The organism is Marinilabiliales bacterium, from assembly GCA_007695015.1.
Taxonomy (GTDB): Bacteria; Bacteroidota; Bacteroidia; order Bacteroidales; family PUMT01; genus PXAP01.
On record REEN01000084.1, the window covers coordinates 1 to 18722 of the forward strand.

The window sequence follows — 18722 nt, forward strand, 5'->3', positions numbered from 1 at the left end:
AACGAAGGCAGGAACTCCAGGTGGTACAGCGGCTCGGGGATCTACCGTAACGTGAAGCTTATCCGCACCAATCAGCTGCATGCAGGACTCTGGGGGACCTTCATCACTACACCGGAAGTTTCCCGGGAGAGAGCTGTTGTTCACATTGAAACAGAGGTGATTAATTCGGGTTTACAACAGGAAGAGTTCATTGTCAGGGTTGATATTCTGAATTCCGGGGGTGAGATTGTTGCTTCCGCTGAAAAAAGGGGCGTCGCAGAGCCTGTTGGGCAGGTTGTTGTTAACAAGGAAGCCGATGTTGTATTTCCCCGGCTGTGGTGCACGCAGGATCCTGCTTTATACAAGGCAGTCATAAGTATTGAGAAGGAGGGGAAGGTTGCCGACCGCACTGAAACCACTTTCGGGATACGTTCGATAGAATTTTCCCCCGAAAAGGGATTCTTGCTGAATGGTGAAAGTACACTGCTGAAAGGCGGCTGCATGCATCACGACAACGGTCCGTTAGGTGCCGCCGCGTTCGACAGGGCCGAATACCGCAGGGTGGAGATAATGAAAAACAACGGGTTCAATGCGATCCGCACCGCGCATAACCCTCCGTCTTCGGCGTTCCTGGATGCCTGTGACCGCCTGGGGATGCTGGTCATAAATGAGGCTTTTGACCACTGGCAGGTTCCCAAGAACGAAATGGATTACCACAGGTTCTTTGATGAATGGTGGGAGAAAGATTTAGCGTCGATGGTTCTCAGGGACAGGAACCATCCTTCGGTGATAATCTGGAGTATAGGCAACGAGATCAAGGAGAGAGCGGACTCAAACGGACTGGCAATTGCGAGGATGCTAAGGGACAAGGTCAGGGAAATGGATATGACCCGTCCGGTTACCCAGGGGGTTTCTGAATTCTGGGAAACACCCGGCAGGCCGTGGGAGGATACCGCACCCGTTTTTGCGCAGCTGGATGTGCATGGGTACAATTACATGTGGAGTGAATATGAAACAGATCATGAGAAGTATCCTGAGAGGATCATGATAGGTACCGAATCATTGCCCTCTGAGGCCCTGGAGAACTGGCAGATGGCCGAAAAGCATCCCTATGTACTTGGAGATTTTGTGTGGACCGGCATGGATTATTTCGGCGAATCAGGAATTGGCAGCCACTGGCTCGACGATGACGACAGGCCCTTCCTGCCCCCATGGCCCTGGTTCAACGCTAACTGCGGCGATATAAGCGTGCTGGGTTACAAAAAGCCGCAGATGTACTTTCGCGATGTTGTATGGCGTAACAGTCCCCTCGAAATGATGGTCCATGCGCCTGTTCCCGAAGGGCGGACCCTGATCGTGAGCAAGTGGGGATGGCCCGATGAACATAAAAGCTGGAACTGGGAGGGTCATGAAGGTACGCCCCTTCAGGTTTCAGTTTATACAAGGTGTGAGCAGGTGCGCCTCGAACTGAACGGACAGGTTTTGGGAGTGAAGGATGTATCTGAAGAGACCAGCCTTACTGCCCGGTTTGAAGTTCCCTGGGAGCCTGGCGAACTGGTAGCCATCGGAATGGATGAAGGCAGGGAAGTCGCCCGGGAAGTGCTACGAACCACCGGTCTGCCTCACGGTCTGAGGATCAGGCCCGAACGTGATGCCGTTAAAGCAGCTCCCGGTGAGCTGGTATGGTTCAATATAGAAGTTATTGATAAAGAAGGACTGCCGGTTCCTGCAGCTGAAATACCGGTTGAGTTGATAATAACAGGGCCCGCAGAACTGCAGGCGGTGGGTAATGGTAACCCGTCCGGTATGAAGAGCTTCCGGCAGCCTCTTGTGAAAACTTACGGAGGGCGTTGCCAGCTGATAGTCCGCCCCGGCATGGAACCAGGTGAGATAACCGTACTGGCAAAGTCCCCCGGAATAGTTTCAGGAACTGCTAAAGTGGCAATACTCTAGAATCCCCACGATTTCATAACAGCAAGGTTCTGCTCCATGCGTTCCATCGGGGTCTTGCCCTGGTAAGCCTCCTGCTCGATTATGAAGAGCTCTGTGCCCTGGTCCCTGGCCAGTTCAAGGGCTTCCCTCACGCCTACAACCCCGTCACCAAGGAGGCAGCTTTCCCATCCTCCGTCTTCCCTCTGGATCATATCCTTGGCATGGATATTATCGTACCTGTCCGGGTACTGCGCAAGCACCTCGCTCGCCTTTGCCCCGGCAATGTACATATTGCCGGTGTCGAGCTGCATCACAACCTTGTCGGCGTCTGTATTGTTCATGATCAGGTCCCACAGCGCCACGTCGTTCAGCTTGACGCTGAATTCAAAATCGTGGTTGTGATAGCCGAACCTCATTCCCTGCTTCTGGCAAAGCTCACCGCATTTGTTGAACACTTCCATGAACCACATGAAGTTGTCATATGTGCTGTACATGTCGGGGTTCATCCAGGGGCTTATCACATACTCCTGTCCCATGTAGGCGGCATCATCAACCAGCTTCTTCCACTCATCGGTAAATACGCCGGCCTCCCTGTCATAGTGGGCAGGATGCAGGACGGTATGCCCCGACGGCATCTTCAGTCCCAGATCATCCAGCACTCTTTTGAACTCCTGTGCAGTCCATCCATAGAACTTGTGGTCAACATAATTCGCATGCTCTACATTGGTGTAGCCCATATTCGCCAGCTTGGTCAGCGATCCGAGCGGGTCATCCCTCATATCATCCCTTACACAGTAAAGCTGAACGGCAAGTCTCGTTTTTTTCTCTTCTGCTGCAGGAGCGCAGCCTGCTGCTTTTGACAACAGAGCGGTGCCTGCAAGGGCCATAGCGCTCTTTTTGATAAAATCCCTGCGTGATGTATCCATAGTCTGTAGTTTTTGATTGTTAGGTTATTGTTGGTTGATAAGTGGTTTTATGCTGTTTAGAATGCCGGTGACTGTTGAGTGCTTTAATCAAAAAAGGGGAAGTAATGGTTCATATTCTCCTTCGTAAGCCTGGTGCCGTATTCCGAATCCTGGAAGCACTCGGCATAGTTTATCCTTGTTCCTCTCTGGCGTCCGTATAGCTCGATGAGCTTTTCCCTGTAGGGTTCGGCGGTAAATCCCCTCCTCCTTCTTTCTGCCATCCACTCCCTGCGCTCCCTGTCACCTTCAGGCACCTGGTCGAGTATTCCCTGGTTGAAAGGCAGCCATTCGTAAAACTGTGAAGTGTGCTGGTGCAGCATATCTATTTTTTTCTCCATGGCATCATCAATGTCTACGCATACATCGGGCCTGAATTCGATGGGCTGGGTAAAGCGGTCGCTCATGTAAAGGAACATGGGGTTCCTGTCGAGGTGCGGAATGTGCGGGACAATGGTCGGCACCGTCACCATGTATGCAGCATCCAGAACCAGTTGCCCGGTGTACCTGTGGTCGGGGTGGTAGTCGTAGGGCCTGTGGGTAATGACTATATCGGCCCGGTGCTCGCGTATGAGCCTTATGATCTTCAGGCGGTTCTCGAAGGTAGGCATGAGTGCCCCGTCATCTATGTCAAGAACAACATATTTGGCGCCTATCACTTCGCCCGCCCTGCGTGCCTCGTCGCGACGCGCCCGCTCAAGCTGGTCGGCGGTCATTTCATGGTGTCCCGCGTTGCCGTTGGTAACCGATACGAGCACCACGTTGTGCCCCTGCTGTGCCCATTTATATGCGGTACCGCCGACTTTAATGTCAGGATCATCGGGGTGGGCGCCGATCACGAGTATATTGAGCTTATGCTCCTGTGCATTTGTTCCGGTCATGCCGGAAATAAAAACGAGAAAAGCGGTGAGTATTGGAATAAGGAGTCTCATGGTAGAGTTGGTTTAGGTTTGTTTTGATTTGACAATAAGGCATATTCGTGATAAATCAAACAGGAAGTTTACGGCCTTCGACCTCCCGGTTCAGTATCACGTGAGAAAGATACAAAAAATTATGCAACGGGAAGTACAAAAATATGCGTGTTCGGTGTGAAGATTTACTGCAGACCCCGCGAGGCAACCTGTCCGGCGAGGCAACCTGTCCGGCATGGTATTCTGTCCTGGTTGCTGCAAAAACCTCCGTATGGCAAACGAACCGGCTTACGAGTATACGTGTACGCTGCTCTGTGCCGATGGAAGGTAATTGACCCCGAACCATGCAATGAGCAGTACAACGAAAGCCAGTGCCAGCACCCACAGGGGGGTACGGACCTTCCTGGGGTGGAAATACCGGAAGTGCATGTATATAAGGTACATCATCCAGGTGATAAATGCCCAGGTCTCCTTGGGATCCCATGTCCAGTAATGTCCCCAGGCCTCCTTTGCCCATACCGCCCCGAAGAGAAGTCCGAGAGTCAGGAATGCAAATCCGACATATACCAGGTTATCGGCCAGTTGCAGCAGGTTCTTTCTGAATGTCCTGAAATATTCAAGCCATAGTCCGTAAACCGCCACCAGGCTTGCTGCTCCGAGCAGTGCATAGGCAAAGATGTAGACTATCACATGGGGCACGAACCAGGGACTCTGAAGCGCAGGCATCAGAGTTTTGCTGAAGTTTTCGGGATGAGCCAGGTTGATCACCAGGAAAAGCACCGACATCAGCACGCTGTAGACAAGGAACCATTTGTAGTTCCACCTGAGGTAGGTTACATACCCTATCAGTCCGAGAAAAAAGGAGTACCATAGCCTTGTCTCCCCCAGGGTCCTCATGGGAGCCCTGCCGAGACTAAGCCACAGGAGGGTGAGATAATACCCGAAAACGGCAATGCCCGCTATCACAAGTATATTGCCGGTAATTCCCGTAACGCGGCCAGCCGGCGTCCTGACCACACCAGAGGCATCAAGTATCGCCCCTATCTTTGACTTCCCCGAAAGGGGTTTTATCATAAAAACGGTTGCCCAGATCAGCAAAGCTCCGATAAGCCATGCGCCTGAAACAACTATCGCGTAAAACGGGAAATTTGTATAGTCTGCGAACATAATCTCTCTGCTTTGTTACTGCCCGGTTTCAAGTGGCCTCCTCTGGTCCGGCCTCCTGCGGCCTCCTCTGGTCCGGCCTCCTGCGGCCTCCTCTGGTCCGGCCCCCATTGATGCGGGCAATGGTTATTAAACAACCGTTAAAAATCTATAGCTGGGTTACCTGTTCTTCATCTTTGATCTCCTTGCCGATCCAGAAAATATATACCGCGCCGGCAAACAGCATTATTATGCCTGTATAGACCACCGGCAGCCACGGGTCGCGCACCGCCTCAATAACACTTACATCCGACCATTTGCCCATTGCCTGGTTGTAGCTCAGCTGGTAAAGGCGCCACCCGGCCACTTTAGGGGGCTTGTTCACCTCTATCACCATCTCGCGCGGCTCGTCATCAGGGGTGATGGCGATGACGTTGGACAGATATCTGCGGGGCTCGGGCAGGGTCATTACCAGCACATTACGTCCGTCGAGCCACAGCAACCTGGTGTCGTGCATAAAGCTGCCGCAGGTTATCCAGCCTTCATGGGTCTCCCCGGTGCTGTTGTTTGCTGCCCTCACCCTTGCATAAGGTGGTGCTCCGGTCTCCTCCGAATATGCCACCTTTCCGTTATCGGGCAGCGCCATGGGATAGAACTCATCAATGTGGATGGTCCATTCCATGAGCTGTGTTGTCTTACCTGCCTCAATATAGGGCAGGGGACGCTGCGAATCATCGGTCAGGCGCCCCGTATGGCTGTCCACTATGGCAAGCTGCGGCGGGTACTCCTCGATATCAAAATTTATCAGCTCCAGTGCAAAGGGCATCTCGTAGAACCGTGACTCGCTGTCGTAGGCGTACCAGACCGGTTCATCTTCATATATGTCCATCCTGAGCCGGTGAAGGTCTCCGGTACCCAGGCTGGCCCCAGCTATCACGATCCATAGTCCCAGATGGTTGAGCAGGAACCCGATATTCTTTTTTCTCAGAGGGACTGCCCTCCTCAGAATTACCAGTCCCAGACTCACCAACAGGTACAACTGTGCCAGCAGAAATACCCAGGCGTTCTTCAGGTGAGTTAGTCCGATAGCCCCGTGAATACCCCCTGCATCGGGACGCTCCTGCTCAAACACCCCCATAAGGATAGTTAACAGCACAATGAGGCATATGGCACTTACAGCCGAGGGAATGGTTGAAAGCCATCTCACCATGTGAATATCCCTGTAGAAGATGTGAAGAAAGACGATGGTGGTTATAAATGCCATGCCCGCGTACATATTGAACGGGAAGGAAGGAATGCTGATGCCCGGCTGCGGCGTCAGCACCTCAATTGCAAATCCCGCGAGCATCAGAATTAGCGCCACGGTAAACCCCTCCCTGTATTTCCATGGCGGGTGGAACAGCTTGCTTTTTGAGTTCTGGTTCTGTGATATCTCTTTGTTGTCCATTAAGTTACTTTGTGTTTTCTGTGAAGTTGGCCGGATACCGGACTGTTCCGGTAAACGGGTGCCTAAAAATATGAATATTTTTACATAAACAGATAAACACGGGTCATTGTTATTTATTACTTTTGTAGAGGGATGCCCCGATGGAACAGAAATTTCCCGGGAAGACCTGTTCACGGCCGGACCGTTGATTGTGGAAGGGCAGATGACTAAATTAAGCATTACTAATACCTGACAGCAATGAAAAAGTTTTTTAAGATCCTGCTGATCGTAGTGGTTGCGTTTTTCGCACTCCTGATCATTATCCCCCTGGCATTCAAGGGCAAGATGCTTCAGCTTGCACAGGATGAGATGAACAGGCACCTGAACGCAAAGGTTGAGTTTGCCGACCTGCGGCTGTCCCTTATAAGGAACTTTCCCAACCTGAGCGTCTCCCTAATCGATCTCTCGGTGGTGGGGGTCGGCGACTTTGAAAATGATACGCTTGTGGCATTCCGGACATTCCGTGCCGTGGTCGACATAAAAAGCGTAATTTCCGGCGATGCCGTTGAGGTGCGCTCCATCATCCTTGACAGGCCCACCGCAAAAGCAAAAATTCTGGCCGACGGACGTGCCAACTGGGATATAATGATCCCGGCAGAGCCGGCTGATCCCGTTGATCCGGATATCAGTGATGAGCCCGTTGATCATTTGCCGCCTGTCGATCCTGATTTGCCGGCAGAGCCGGCTGAACCTTCCGCCCTGAAGATATCGCTCAGGAGCTTTGAGGTAAGGGACGGCCGCATTGAGTATGATGATGTACCTTTTGAGGTACGTACCACCCTGAGCGGGTTAAACCTCCAGATGAAGGGGGACCTTACAGAGGACCTTACCTCGCTGGATATTTCAGCGACAAGCGAAATCTTCAATGTCTGGTTTGAGGGAATACGGTACGTGAATAATGCGCATCTTTCCGTTGTCACTTTGCTGGATGCTGACTTCGGGGACTGGCGGTTTGAGTTCAGGGAGGGCGAGATCATACTGAACGAGCTGACAATGGGGGTTGACGGCTTTTTCGCGATGCCGGAGCGAGGGTTTGATATGGATATTGAGTTTTTCAGCACGCGGGCCGATTTCAGGACGGTGCTCTCACTTGTGCCTGCAATATTCATGTCTGATTTTGAAGATTTGCACGCGACGGGCAATGTATCCGTTGAGGGATTTGTCAGGGGAAGTATGGTGGATGATATCTGGCCGTCGGTCGGACTTGAACTGCTGGTGGAAGATGCGGGGTTCAGCTACCCGGACCTGCCGAAATCGGTCGACAACGTTCACGTAAACCTCAGCCTGCTTTACGACGGTGTTGATGAGGATAATACCACGGTTGACCTCAGGAGGTTCCATATGGAGATGGGCGGCAACCCGTTCGATATGCACATGAGCATCCGCACACCCATGAGCGATATGTTCGTCGACGCAGCTCTCCATGGCACCATCGACTTTACGAGCCTTGCCGACATCATCCCGCTTGAGGGGATGGAGATTCGGGGACTCTTGGAGTCGGACCTTTCCCTTTCGGGGAATATGTCGGATATCGAAGAGGAGAGGTATGAGGATTTCAATGCATCAGGCAGCATACGTCTTACTGCGTTCCGGTATACCGACGAGGCATTCCCTATGGAGGTGAACATACCCGGTGCGGAACTCAACTTCTCTCCCCGTTTTGTTGAACTCAGCCATTTTGCCATGGAGCTTGGGGCGAGCGATATTAATATGAGTGGCCGGCTGGAGAACTTCATACCCTATGTGTTCAATGACGGTACGATCAGAGGGAGTCTGGCTCTTACGTCAACCATGCTTGATCTGAATGAGATGATGGGAGAGCCGGCTGAAACGGAAACCGACACCTTTGCCATGACCATCGTCGAGGTGCCCGGCAATATTGACTTCGTGCTGACATCAAAAATCGACAATATACTTTTTGACAATATGGAGATAACAAACCTTGCCGGCAGCATCATAGTGCGCGACGGCAGGGTTGTCATGGAAGGTGTGAACATGGAAATGCTGGAAGGTACAATTTCCCTTAACGGCGAATACAATACCCTGGACATGTCGGCGCCGTTCATCGATTTTGCCATGGACATAAGAGACTTTGACATTCCCGGTACCTTCCATACCTTCAATACGGTTCAGAAGCTGACCCCAATAGCAAAGGACCTGAGGGGCAGGTTCTCCACATCGATGCATATGCATTCTCTTCTCGATGAGCATATGATGCCGGTCATGGATTCCATCAATGCCGAAGGCAGGCTGCGAACGGCAAGTGTGGAAATTGTCAGCTCAGCCACTTTCGACAGACTGGGACAGGCGCTAAGCCTCCGCGAGGACAGGGACAATGTGCTAAGGGATGTCGATATAAACTTTACCATAAACAACGGCAGGGTCTACCTGGAGCCGTTCGAAACGCGTATGGGACCCGTTGGAATGGTTATAGGAGGTGACCAGGGTATTGACCAGACCATGAATTACGTTATGCAGATGACCATACCAAGGTCACTCTTCGGATCGGGCGCCGACCAGGTGATCAATAACCTGGCGGCAGGTGCTGCTGCACGGGGACTCAATATCCAACCCGGTGAGAATGTCAATGTCAACGCCCTCATTACCGGCACATTCTCCGATCCGCAGATCTCGCTCGACATGAGGGAGACAGCCAGGGCTACGATGGATGATGTAAGAGAACAGGTGCGTGCCCGGGTTACAGAAGAGGTTGACAGCAGGGTTGAGCAGGTTGAGGACAGGGTGAGGGAGGAGGCTTCCGCCCGTGCTGAGCAGATCCTGGAAGAGGCCGAAAAGAGGGCGGATCAGGTCAGAAGTGCTGCCGCAGAGGCTGCTGAAGCGATCAGGCGGGAGGCAGAGGCTAATGCAACGCGCCTGGAGCAGGAGGCAGCCGGAAGGGGTCGCATTGCCGAAGCCGCTGCAAAACGTACGGCCGACGGGATAAGGAGTGAAGGCAACAATAAAGCGGAAGCCCTTATCCGCGAAGCAGATGAACGTGCGGAAAAGATACTTGAAGATGCCCGCAGGGAGGCGGCGAGAGTGGAGGAGTAAATCTCTTCACCAGGTCTGAAGTCCGTTTTATTTCGCCTGGGAGATTACCTGGGTAATAAAAAACCCGGCTCCGGCCGGGTTTTTTGTAGTCTCATTGCATCCTGTCCCTGACTGCGGGGTCAAAGCGTTGTCAGCCGGCTGATGTGCCGGGCACCGGCACAACCGGGTTGAGCCCTTCGTAGATACCGAATTCATATGAATCGGGGCCTATCTCCAGACTGGAGTTCATCATATCTTCCCAGGTCATCTGCCTGCCGGTATAGGCCGATTCCCTTCCCATTACGCTGATCATCGATGATACCGCAAGGTTTCCGGCCTCATTTATGGGGTTGTTTGTCCGTATGGCGGTCACCAGGTTAATGATCTCCTGGTCGTATGGTGAGATTGCCACACTGTATGTCGGCTGTCCGTCATCGCCAACCGGGTAAGGGTACTCCCATATCAGGTTGCCGTTATAGTCCCATATCCTGTTCTGGCAATTGGTGTAGCCTTTTGTTCCGAGTATCAGTTCACCTACATTGTTATGGCAACCGTCAATTTCCCTTGTCATGCCGTGTACCGACCTGTTGTCATCAAAAGTAAAATCCACGCTGAAGAAATCGTACATATCACCCGAACGGCGGCGGTGTCTCCCGCCGAAGCCGGTGGCATTAACAGGGTGCTTACCGAAGAACCAGATAACAACGTCAAGGTTGTGAACCAGCAGGTTGGCAAGAGAGTCCCCGGTCTGCCATATCCAGTTCGCCCTGTCCCTTATCATTGCTTCAAAGTCGCACCAGCCGGACTGCCTGGGTGTGACAGCCTGTGCATTGCGCAGCCAGTAACAATTGGCCGACACCAGGTCGCCGATCGCCCCGTTCCTGATCTGTGCATATGTATGGATGTAATCGAGCTGATGTCGCCTCTGGGTGCCAGCCACGACCGACAGTCCCGCAGCCTCTGCCATCCTTCCTGAGGCCATTACAGATCTCATACCTACCGGATCGACACCCGCAGGTTTTTCAATGAAGCAATGCTTTCTTGCCTGTACGGCGGCTTCAAAATGCTTCGGGCGGAATTTCGATACTGATGCTTCCAGTATTATGTCAACGCCAGAATCAATAACCTTTTTGTATCCGTCAAGACCCGTGAAGCAGTTCTCATCTGGTATTTCCACACCGCGCTGCTCTTTCAGTGCTTCGCGGCACCTGTCTATGCGGTCCTGGAACAGATCGGTCACGGCAGTGATCTGCAGGTTGGGTCCCGCATCAATAAAATTGAACGCTGCCCCGGTGCCCCTGCCGCCGCATCCTATAAGTCCCGCCTTGAGCGGGGGTCCGTCAGGCGCCCTTTCGGGGAATACCGGCGGCACATATTTTTCGCCGCGCGGTGAGCAGGATGTCAGTATGCTGCCTGCGCCAAGTGCGCCTGCTGTTCCTGCCCCAATTGCACCTGTTGCCCCGAGCGCGCCGAGCGCTGCAACATTGCCGATAAATTCGCGTCTGCTTCTGGATCTGGGATGTTTACTCATTATGAAAGGAATTTTATGGTTTTTTTAACCTGTGCAAAATATTGATTTTTTCCTTTAAAACAAAAAACCTTGATAATCCGGCCCTCCCGGCCCTCCCGGCCCTCCCGGCCCTCCCGGCCCTCCCTGCCCCGGGTATTATTCCCCGGCAATGACCGGACCTTACGGGTGGGAAGAAAAATAGCCGGTATGAGACAGCCGCCCCTGCTTTACGGGATGTTTCCTGTCAATGATCAGGCCTTGCGCCTGGAAATGAAAAATAGCCGGTATATCCCGGCCGGACCTTGCGGGTGGCAAAGGAGAAAGGCCCGGCAGAAACCGGGCCTTTCTCTGGAGGAACTTCATATAAAGCAAAGTTGTATTTTGATCTGAAAAACCTGAATAGCGCCCCAGGGTTTGATGGGGCATAACTACCATTATTTTCAGATTGTGCTCTGAAGCTGGAATCTTTTCTCCTTAATTCTTGCTTTCTTACCAGTGAGCTTCCTGAGGTAGAATATGCGGGCACGGCGAACGCGGCCCAGCTTGTTGACCTCTATCTTCTCGATGAAAGGTGACTGGAGCGGAAAAACGCGTTCAACGCCAACGTTGCCTGACATCTTCCTTACGGTGAACATCTCTGTCAGTCCCCGGCCCTTGCGCTGCAGCACAACGCCCCTGAACTGCTGTATACGTTCCTTGTTCCCTTCTACGATCCTGTAGTGCACGGTAACCGTGTCACCGCTATTGAATTTCGGGTAGCCGTTATTCTTTTCGAATTCTTTCTCTACCACCTGCATTAAGTCCATTCTGCTTGATATTATCTGGTTATACTATCTGTAAAATCGGCTGCAAACTTACTATTTTTTTTTGATCATAACAAATCATCATTTAACATGTTGATGATTATTTGTCGATTTTATATTTGCGATGCATGGGCCGGATTACGCAAATATCCCAAAATATCCTTATTTTTGAATAATGCGACTTGACAGGGAACAGAGAGATGCTATAGTTAATACAATCAGGCAACTGGATCCTGATGCCGGTATTCACCTTTTTGGTTCACGTACTGATGACAGTGCGAAGGGCGGAGATATTGATATTATCGTGCTGAGTTCCGTCCTAAGTTACAGAGAAAAGCTGCTTATAAGGGCCAGGCTTAAAGAAAAGATCGGGAACCGGAAAATTGACCTGATAATTACGGAAACTCCCCGGACAGCATTTGAAAAATATGCTTACAAAACCAGCGTACCACTGAGTGATTAATTATGAGCATAACACAATGATGATTTCCGGAAGGCCCCGGAGGGCCTGTCCCCTTAAGGGGAACAGGCTCCTAAAAAGGGTCCTTCGCCCACTTCCAGTTCCAGTAGATCAGCTATATGAGCAGGGATTTCCGTGGCTGCACCGATACCCGGAAATCCGTCCGCCAGGCGAAAATCATTGTTTTTCATATCCCTGAACAGCGGGCCGTCATAATTTTCCAGGTACTGGCATCCGGATGATAAATGCGGATGCAGATCGTTGAGCTCCATGGGCGAGTAAATATTGATCTGGCAGTTTTCACCCTGGTAGGGACTCCACCTGATTATAGGCGCACCGGAGCCTTCTTCACCACTTCCCCTTACAAATACATTGTTGTTGAGTGTTTTGAAATGGGGTTCGTTAAGCCGCTCACACATGAAGTCCGGTTGACCCGTCTGGATCATCGGCGAGTTGTTGTCGCCGCTCATATAAAGCAGGTTATTGACAAAAACATGGCCGTCGCGTTCTTCTACTCCCGGACCGGTGGTGACATGCCACCCGAACAGCCCAAGCTCGTCGCCGCGGTTATTACGGCTGAAATTAACCCTGCTGTTGATCAGGGTGTTGTTATAGACCTGCACATTGCTTGCATTAAGCACAAATATGCTCTGGCTGCAGTCCACGAACACGTTGCCTGCCACGATACATCCGTCGGATATTTCGAAGAAGAATCCGTTATGGTCCACCCCTTCAACATGGTTGTTGACAAAAACGCCGTCATCATTTCCCACGTCCCACCAAACCCCGTTGGAGTGGGGATGATTGATAACCAGGTTTTCACGCACCACTGCCCTGTGGCTCTGGTTGAAGATCTTCACCGCCGAAGGGTAGAAACCGGTCCACTTCTCGATGTTGTTGTTTTCAATGATATTCCTTTCGAGAAGGATATCCGATGAAGCAACAATATATACCCCTTCGGTATTGGTATTTAAAACCTTGCAATTGCGCATCACCAGGCTGTCGCTCAGGGCAAAAACCGCTATCCTGAAACAATTTGAAAAGGTGCAGTTCTCAAAGACCGTCCCCACGGCATCTCTTCCGTGCTGATCAATTGCCAGTCCGGCTCCTCCTATATGAACCATGGTATCAGGGTACTGGGTAAAAGTAACTCCGCGAATAACCGGCCCCCTGTCATCCGGTTCCTTGCCATGCACCGGCTTCAAGGTGCGGTAAAGGGCCTTTCTGAAGGCAGTGATCTCAATGAAGCGGTCTGCCGGGTCTGTTCCGATATATATCCTGTTTTCATCGTAATCGACAAAGTAAGTTTCCTCATCGACCTCTTCAGTGCTGCCGGCGGACTGCAGGTATTGGCCGTCGACAAATACCGCATCGTTGTTGAATCGGTGCAGCGGGGTAAACTCTTCATTCCGCTCACGGTTCCACCAGTCCTCCGGACCAGCCGGAAACAGGTGATCCCAGTCCGTTACCCAAAGGTTTTCGCCGGCCTCCCTCCATGAGTCCGCTACCAGGGTGCCATTCAGGACAGGCTCTTCATCGCGGTAGGCCTGGATGGTAATGCCCTGGTTGAATGTAAGGTTGCCTGTGCGGTAAATCCCGCCCCGCATGACTATGGCATCACCCGAAACCACCCGGGCGAAGGCCTCTTCAATGGTAGTGGGAGCGGAAATGGCAAATCCTTCAGAAGCTGCATCGCCATCGGGCGCAACAAAGTAGATGGTACCCGTCACATCGGGCAGTTCGTAGGTCTGTGCGATCGGTCCGTAAACAACTTCAGGCGCCGTTTCAGGCGGCTGGCTGCACGAACCGAATACTATCAAGATGGTTAACAAAGCCATGAGCTGGCTGGTAATAGTTGAAGCAGGTTTCATACTAATTTGGGTTTAGTTAGAGATAATGCAAACAAAATTAATAATATACAAGTACTAATCCATATAAAACACGTGGATAAATGTCCCTGGTAGTTGGGGAAAATACAGGATGGTTACAATCACAATTAGAGAAATAAACTCAAAAATCCAAAAACCCTCTCATGCCGGTCACACCAGGTGAATAATTCCCCCCGGGTTGTCGTGCCGTGCGCCGGTCGCACCCGGAGGCAATACCTTCAGGGCTGTTTCAAGGCGCGCCGGTCGCACCCGGTAGCAATACCTTCAGGGCTGTTTCGAGGTGTGCGCCGGTCACACCCGGAGGCAATTACCTTCAATACCCTTTGGCTGTGAGCCGGTCACACAAGGTGAATAATTCCCCCCGGGTTATCGTGGCGTGCGCCGGTCACCGCAGCCAGGCAGTTGACCTCGTTCCGTATCCTGAGCACGCCCAGGAAGGCGAACACCACCGCCTCCTTGAAATCGATCAGCCGCTCATCGGGTATAACCGTATAAACCTGCGAAGCCTTCTCTGATATCAGACCCCGCAAAAACCCGTTCTTCGCCCCGCCGCCTGTCACAAGCAACGTCTCAGTCCCAGAGGCACCCTGATCAAGGAACTCCTCATCAGGCTCATCACTGCCCGGCAGTTTGTCACGGCGCGGTATCCCGGCTGTGGCCCCGGGAGACTGTTTCGTGTCACCGGCAGTCCGGCCTTCGGTGCCCCCGTCAGTCCGCTCCTCATCAATAATATCCGGATGCGGGGGCTTTGCAGCGATCACGGCAGCTATCCGCAGCGCCACATGCTCACAGACGGTACGCAATTTATCCTTCACCGAAGCCCCCGAAGCATCCACCACAGGCATGAACACCTCGTCAACCCATTCCTTGCCGAGTGAGCGTGGCCCATCCAGCCTGTAAAAGTCAAGTCCCTCAAGGGCAGCCAGCAATTGCCGGTCCACTTCCCCCGAAGCCGCCGCCGCACCGTCTTTGTCATACTCCATCCCAAGCTGCCCGGCCAGGCGGTTAAGGACAATATTGACAGGGCAGATATCGAAGGCAATTCTTTTACCGCTTTCGCGGAAGGAGACGTTTGCAAAACCTCCCAGGTTGAGGCAGTAGCCGTACTGCCCGAAGAGCAGTTCATCACCTGCCGGCACCAGCGGAGCGCCCTGGCCCCCGAGCGCCACATCCAGCCGCCTGAAGTCCGATACCGTCGTAATACCCGTCACCGCCGCGATCTCCGCCCCGTCGCCAATCTGCAGGGTGATCCCCTGCTCCGGCCTGTGGAAGATGGTGTGGCCATGGGAGGCGATAAGATCGACATGGAGGCTGGCGTGAGAACCGGCAGGCTGAATAGGATCAGTTGGATTAACAGGATCAGTTGTATGGTCAGGATCAGTTGCCCCGGCAGGTTGAATAGGATCAGTTGCCCCGGCAGGATCAGCAGGATCAACAGGATCAGTTGCCCCGGCAGGATGAACAGGATCCGTTGGCCCGGCAGAATCAGCAGGATCAGTTGGATGGTCAGGATCATTTGATCCAGCCGGATTAACAGGATCAGCCTGAACAGCGGGAAGGCCGGCAAGGAACTCTTTGACCGCCTCACCCGTAAACCGGCCGAAGTCCCTGTGCACCCGGGCAAGGGTGTAGCCATCAGCCGTCTCAGCGCCTGCAAGTCTTTCCGGCCAGGAGGTGCCGGAGTAGGAGAGGGTTTTGGTTTTGAGTATTTCAAAGTGCCATTGGGGGCCGGAAACCGGGTTGTTGTCCGCGCCGGCGTTCGGATAATGGCTGTCCGGGCCGGGGCCGGCTTGAGGATCAAGGCCTCCCGGATTTGGGCCGGCCTCTGCGGCTTCGCTGGCTTTTCCGGACTCTGCGGTTTCTGTGGTTTTTGCGGCTTCTGCGGGTAGCTGTTCATCCCGGGTGAACCTGCACAACGCCATATCAAGTCCGTCGACCGATGTACCCGACATCACCCCGACGGCAGTATAGGTTTTTTTATAATTTCCCATAGTTCCGCTGGAATTTTTTTACCCAGGTTACAGTTCGTCCTCGTCAAAGAAGAGGTTTACCTGTTCGATACCGGAAAGTTCTTTGATAGCGGCAACCAGGTTGTTGCCCTTCTGCTCGTCCTTCATCTTGATGTAGTAGGAGAACTCCATCAGCTCATAAGGTTCCTGTCCCATGGTCTTGACATTGACCAGTTTATGCCTGCGGCAGTAGATTTTGAGGATGTTCATAAAGGGATTGTCGGGAAGCTGGTCGCTCCGTGCGCTGATCTGCAACAGGAACTCCCTGTTCTGCGGAAGCGCAAAACTGAATTTTGTGATTACCAGGTACACCGTGCCAACGAAAAAGGTGCCAAGCACGGCCACCGAGTAAAGCTTTACCCCGGCTGCCAGTCCGATCGACAGTGCGAAGAAGATGAACATAATATCGGCCGCATCCTTGACGGCGGTACGGAACCGGATGATCGACATGGCCCCCACCATGCCGAATGCACGGGCGAGGTTGTTACCGATAACCATGATCACTATGGCGGTTATCATGGTAAGCATTATGAGCGAAATGGTGAATGCGGCGGAGTAGTTGAGGCCCTTGTAGGTGTACTTGTAAAGCAGTGCTATAATGATACCGCATATCATGGCGACAAATACGTTGCCAATAACATCAGCCGCCGTGATGTTGAACATGAAGATATTCTGAAAATCGTTGCCCATCTTTATCCTGCTTTTTAATATGTTACAAGCACCTTTTCACGGTTCGCGTCAACACCGATGGTGTACTTTGACAATGCATCATTTCTCAGCCTGAACTCCTGCACCACCGACCTTGCCCATACGGGCATTTCATGACGGAAGTACTTGATCTCAAGAATGAAATGGTTTTTGAACAGCAGTTTCAGCTCTTTCTCATCGTAAAGTGATTTTACGGGAGGATAGAGCCGGCTCCTGATATTCTTGTCAAATGTTATCCGCACACCGGAATCAAGCTTGCCGAAATATGCCTCCCTTTCATAAACAACAAGGCAGGTCGGGACAAACTGCTTTTTGTTTATATGGTAGAGGAACTTCGCGGCATTGTCGGGGTCATGACTGTTAAGTCCGTTCGGCATGACATACCTGTTATGGTCGCCGCTCCTCAGCAGATCTTCAACATCTTTGAACAGCACCTTCGACCTGTACTTCTTCTGGCGCGCCTCTATTTTTCTCTTAATCTCGAAAACCACATAGCTGTTGTCAACAGGCCTGTCATAGCCCCTGATCCTGAACTTGCGGCGCAGCATGACACCTTCACGCTTCTCGGCATAACACGAAAAGTTGCTGCTGTCGAAGTAGATGCTTCTTACCGTATATTCGCGAATACCCTGGTCATTCACATGGGTGTACATGTCGGGTACCACGAAAGATGAGAAGCGTTTTCTCAGTGCATCTATCTTGTAGTTCGGTACCAGATATTTTCGTTCAATCCTCAGCATTTTCAGTTTTCAAAGATAAGCTTGAACATCCGTCTTACATAATCCCAGGCCGAGACCTCGCCGCAGATGATCTGTGCCTGCACAAGCATATTCGGAATAAATCTTTCCGTCTCCTCTTCAATGATAGCAGTCACGAACACATTCTGCCTCTGGTCCATGAACTGCACGGTATTGTCAAACCCTATAACCCTGGCGTTGTATGTCCTCCTGCCGGCGTTGACCCTGAGTACTACAGGATTGCCGTTCTCTATATAGGCCAGCTGGTAGAGTTCCACCGGAAGGGTCACCGTCAGCCTCTCCATGTCGCCCACCCTTATTATGGATTCTGTGTCTTCCAGAGTCATCTGCTGCCTTATTATGGTGCCGCTGAACGGGGCAAGGATGTTGAAAGCATCAATCCTGTTCTGCGTCTGCCCGATCTGCCGCTGGTAATTTCTTATCATGGCCCTGATCAGCTCCTGTTCCTCAGGCTTTGATCCCGTCGAAACAACCTCTATGACCGAGCGTGCTATGTTCATGTTCTGCTCCTTTACCAGGTAGTCATTGAGGGCCCTGTCCCAGTCCTCGTCCGCAATAACCCCTGTCTTGTGCAGCGCTTCCATCCTTGCCACAAGTCTTTTCTGCGTCTCGTACTCCTTCTCAGCAAGTATCAGTCTTTCCGTGGCGGCGTTGATCTCTTCCTGCTTTTCACCCGAAAGGGATACCTCGAGCCGTTTTTCCTGCTCCTCCAGGGCCCCTGTCAGATTGATGAGCCTGCGCTCCTCCTCCCATGATCTTATATATCCAACCGTATCTCCCTTGTTCACTGTTCTTCCCGTAAACAGGTCCTCGTTCACAATAAACTCCGCATGATCCCCCCGCTGAAACTCAAGTACCGAAAAGTATGCAATCTTGTTTGTAAAGTTATTCTTTTCGGTGTTGATAATGGTCCCGTCAGGCAGCCTGTCAAGCCGCCATTCCCTCACAGGCGAAACAACTCCTTTGGTGTTGATGTTGTAGGGAATTTCAACATAGACGGCCGCTGCAAAGGAGACACCCAGGAAAAGTAAAATCAACGCCAGTCGTAAAAGGATCTTCATTTAAAGTACTTTATCAGGGAATCGTATAACTTTGAATCTGCGGTAATTTTTTCCGCGAGAAAGTCCAAAACTAACAAAAAA

15 protein-coding genes are annotated in these 18722 nt (G+C 51.9%); 3 read left to right on the forward strand and 12 right to left on the reverse strand.

The window, feature by feature from the left end:
• Window positions 1-1932: glycoside hydrolase family 2 protein (locus EA408_11870; protein ID TVR70011.1), on the forward strand; the 1932-nt coding region annotated here is incomplete at its 5' end.
• Here the strand turns inward: EA408_11870 and EA408_11875 are convergent.
• From EA408_11875 to EA408_11890, 4 genes are all read right to left on the reverse strand, one after another.
• Window positions 1929-2837, reverse strand: coding sequence for a twin-arginine translocation signal domain-containing protein (locus tag EA408_11875; protein TVR70012.1), 909 nt, complete (start codon window positions 2835-2837; stop codon window positions 1929-1931). The two genes, EA408_11870 and EA408_11875, sit on opposite strands and share 4 nt — an antisense overlap.
• An 83-nt stretch (window positions 2838-2920) precedes the next feature.
• A complete protein-coding gene (locus tag EA408_11880; GenBank protein TVR70023.1) occupies window positions 2921-3754 on the reverse strand; it encodes a PIG-L family deacetylase in 834 nt (277 codons plus the stop codon).
• Between the two features lie 318 nt (window positions 3755-4072).
• Complete coding sequence (locus EA408_11885) at window positions 4073-4858, reverse strand: cytochrome C assembly protein (GenBank protein TVR70024.1); 786 nt, start codon at window positions 4856-4858, stop codon at window positions 4073-4075.
• A gap of 238 nt (window positions 4859-5096) precedes the next feature.
• Complete coding sequence (locus EA408_11890) at window positions 5097-6374, reverse strand: hypothetical protein (protein ID TVR70013.1); 1278 nt, start codon at window positions 6372-6374, stop codon at window positions 5097-5099.
• Window positions 6375-6611: 237 nt separating this feature from the next.
• On the opposite strand from EA408_11890, the gene EA408_11895 reads away from it, so the two are divergent.
• Window positions 6612-9464: an AsmA family protein gene (locus EA408_11895; GenBank protein ID TVR70014.1), complete on the forward strand. Its 2853-nt coding sequence runs from the start codon at window positions 6612-6614 to the stop codon at window positions 9462-9464.
• A 130-nt stretch (window positions 9465-9594) separates the two neighbouring features.
• Here EA408_11895 and EA408_11900 read toward each other — a convergent pair whose 3' ends face one another.
• From EA408_11900 to EA408_11910, 3 genes are all read right to left on the reverse strand, one after another.
• Window positions 9595-10974, reverse strand: coding sequence for a gfo/Idh/MocA family oxidoreductase (locus tag EA408_11900; GenBank protein ID TVR70015.1), 1380 nt, complete (start codon window positions 10972-10974; stop codon window positions 9595-9597).
• 159 nt (window positions 10975-11133) lie between these two features.
• Window positions 11134-11388 carry a hypothetical protein gene (locus tag EA408_11905; GenBank protein ID TVR70016.1) on the reverse strand — a complete coding sequence of 85 codons (255 nt, stop codon included), beginning with the start codon at window positions 11386-11388 and terminating at the stop codon, window positions 11134-11136.
• 5 nt (window positions 11389-11393) lie between these two features.
• Window positions 11394-11759 (reverse strand): 50S ribosomal protein L19, encoded by a 366-nt coding sequence (locus tag EA408_11910; GenBank protein TVR70017.1) that lies wholly within the window; start codon window positions 11757-11759, stop codon window positions 11394-11396.
• A gap of 172 nt (window positions 11760-11931) precedes the next feature.
• Here EA408_11910 and EA408_11915 point away from each other — a divergent pair, with 172 nt between their 5' ends.
• Window positions 11932-12219: a nucleotidyltransferase domain-containing protein gene (locus tag EA408_11915; GenBank protein TVR70018.1), complete on the forward strand. Its 288-nt coding sequence runs from the start codon at window positions 11932-11934 to the stop codon at window positions 12217-12219.
• 53 nt (window positions 12220-12272) lie between these two features.
• On the opposite strand, the gene EA408_11920 is transcribed toward EA408_11915, so the two are convergent.
• The 5 genes from EA408_11920 to EA408_11940 all read right to left on the reverse strand — a co-directional run bounded on the left by EA408_11920 (window position 12273) and on the right by EA408_11940 (window position 18641).
• Complete coding sequence (locus EA408_11920) at window positions 12273-14087, reverse strand: right-handed parallel beta-helix repeat-containing protein (GenBank protein ID TVR70019.1); 1815 nt, start codon at window positions 14085-14087, stop codon at window positions 12273-12275.
• 356 nt (window positions 14088-14443) lie between these two features.
• Entirely contained in the window at window positions 14444-14950 is a 507-nt protein-coding gene (locus EA408_11925) for a hypothetical protein (protein TVR70025.1), read from the reverse strand.
• Window positions 14951-16123: 1173 nt separating this feature from the next.
• Entirely contained in the window at window positions 16124-16804 is a 681-nt protein-coding gene (locus EA408_11930; protein TVR70020.1) for a DUF4956 domain-containing protein, read from the reverse strand.
• Window positions 16805-16818: 14 nt separating this feature from the next.
• Window positions 16819-17562, reverse strand: coding sequence for a polyphosphate polymerase domain-containing protein (locus EA408_11935; protein ID TVR70021.1), 744 nt, complete (start codon window positions 17560-17562; stop codon window positions 16819-16821).
• 2 nt (window positions 17563-17564) lie between these two features.
• Window positions 17565-18641: a hypothetical protein gene (locus EA408_11940; protein TVR70022.1), complete on the reverse strand. Its 1077-nt coding sequence runs from the start codon at window positions 18639-18641 to the stop codon at window positions 17565-17567.
• Window positions 18642-18722: the final 81 nt, after the last annotated feature.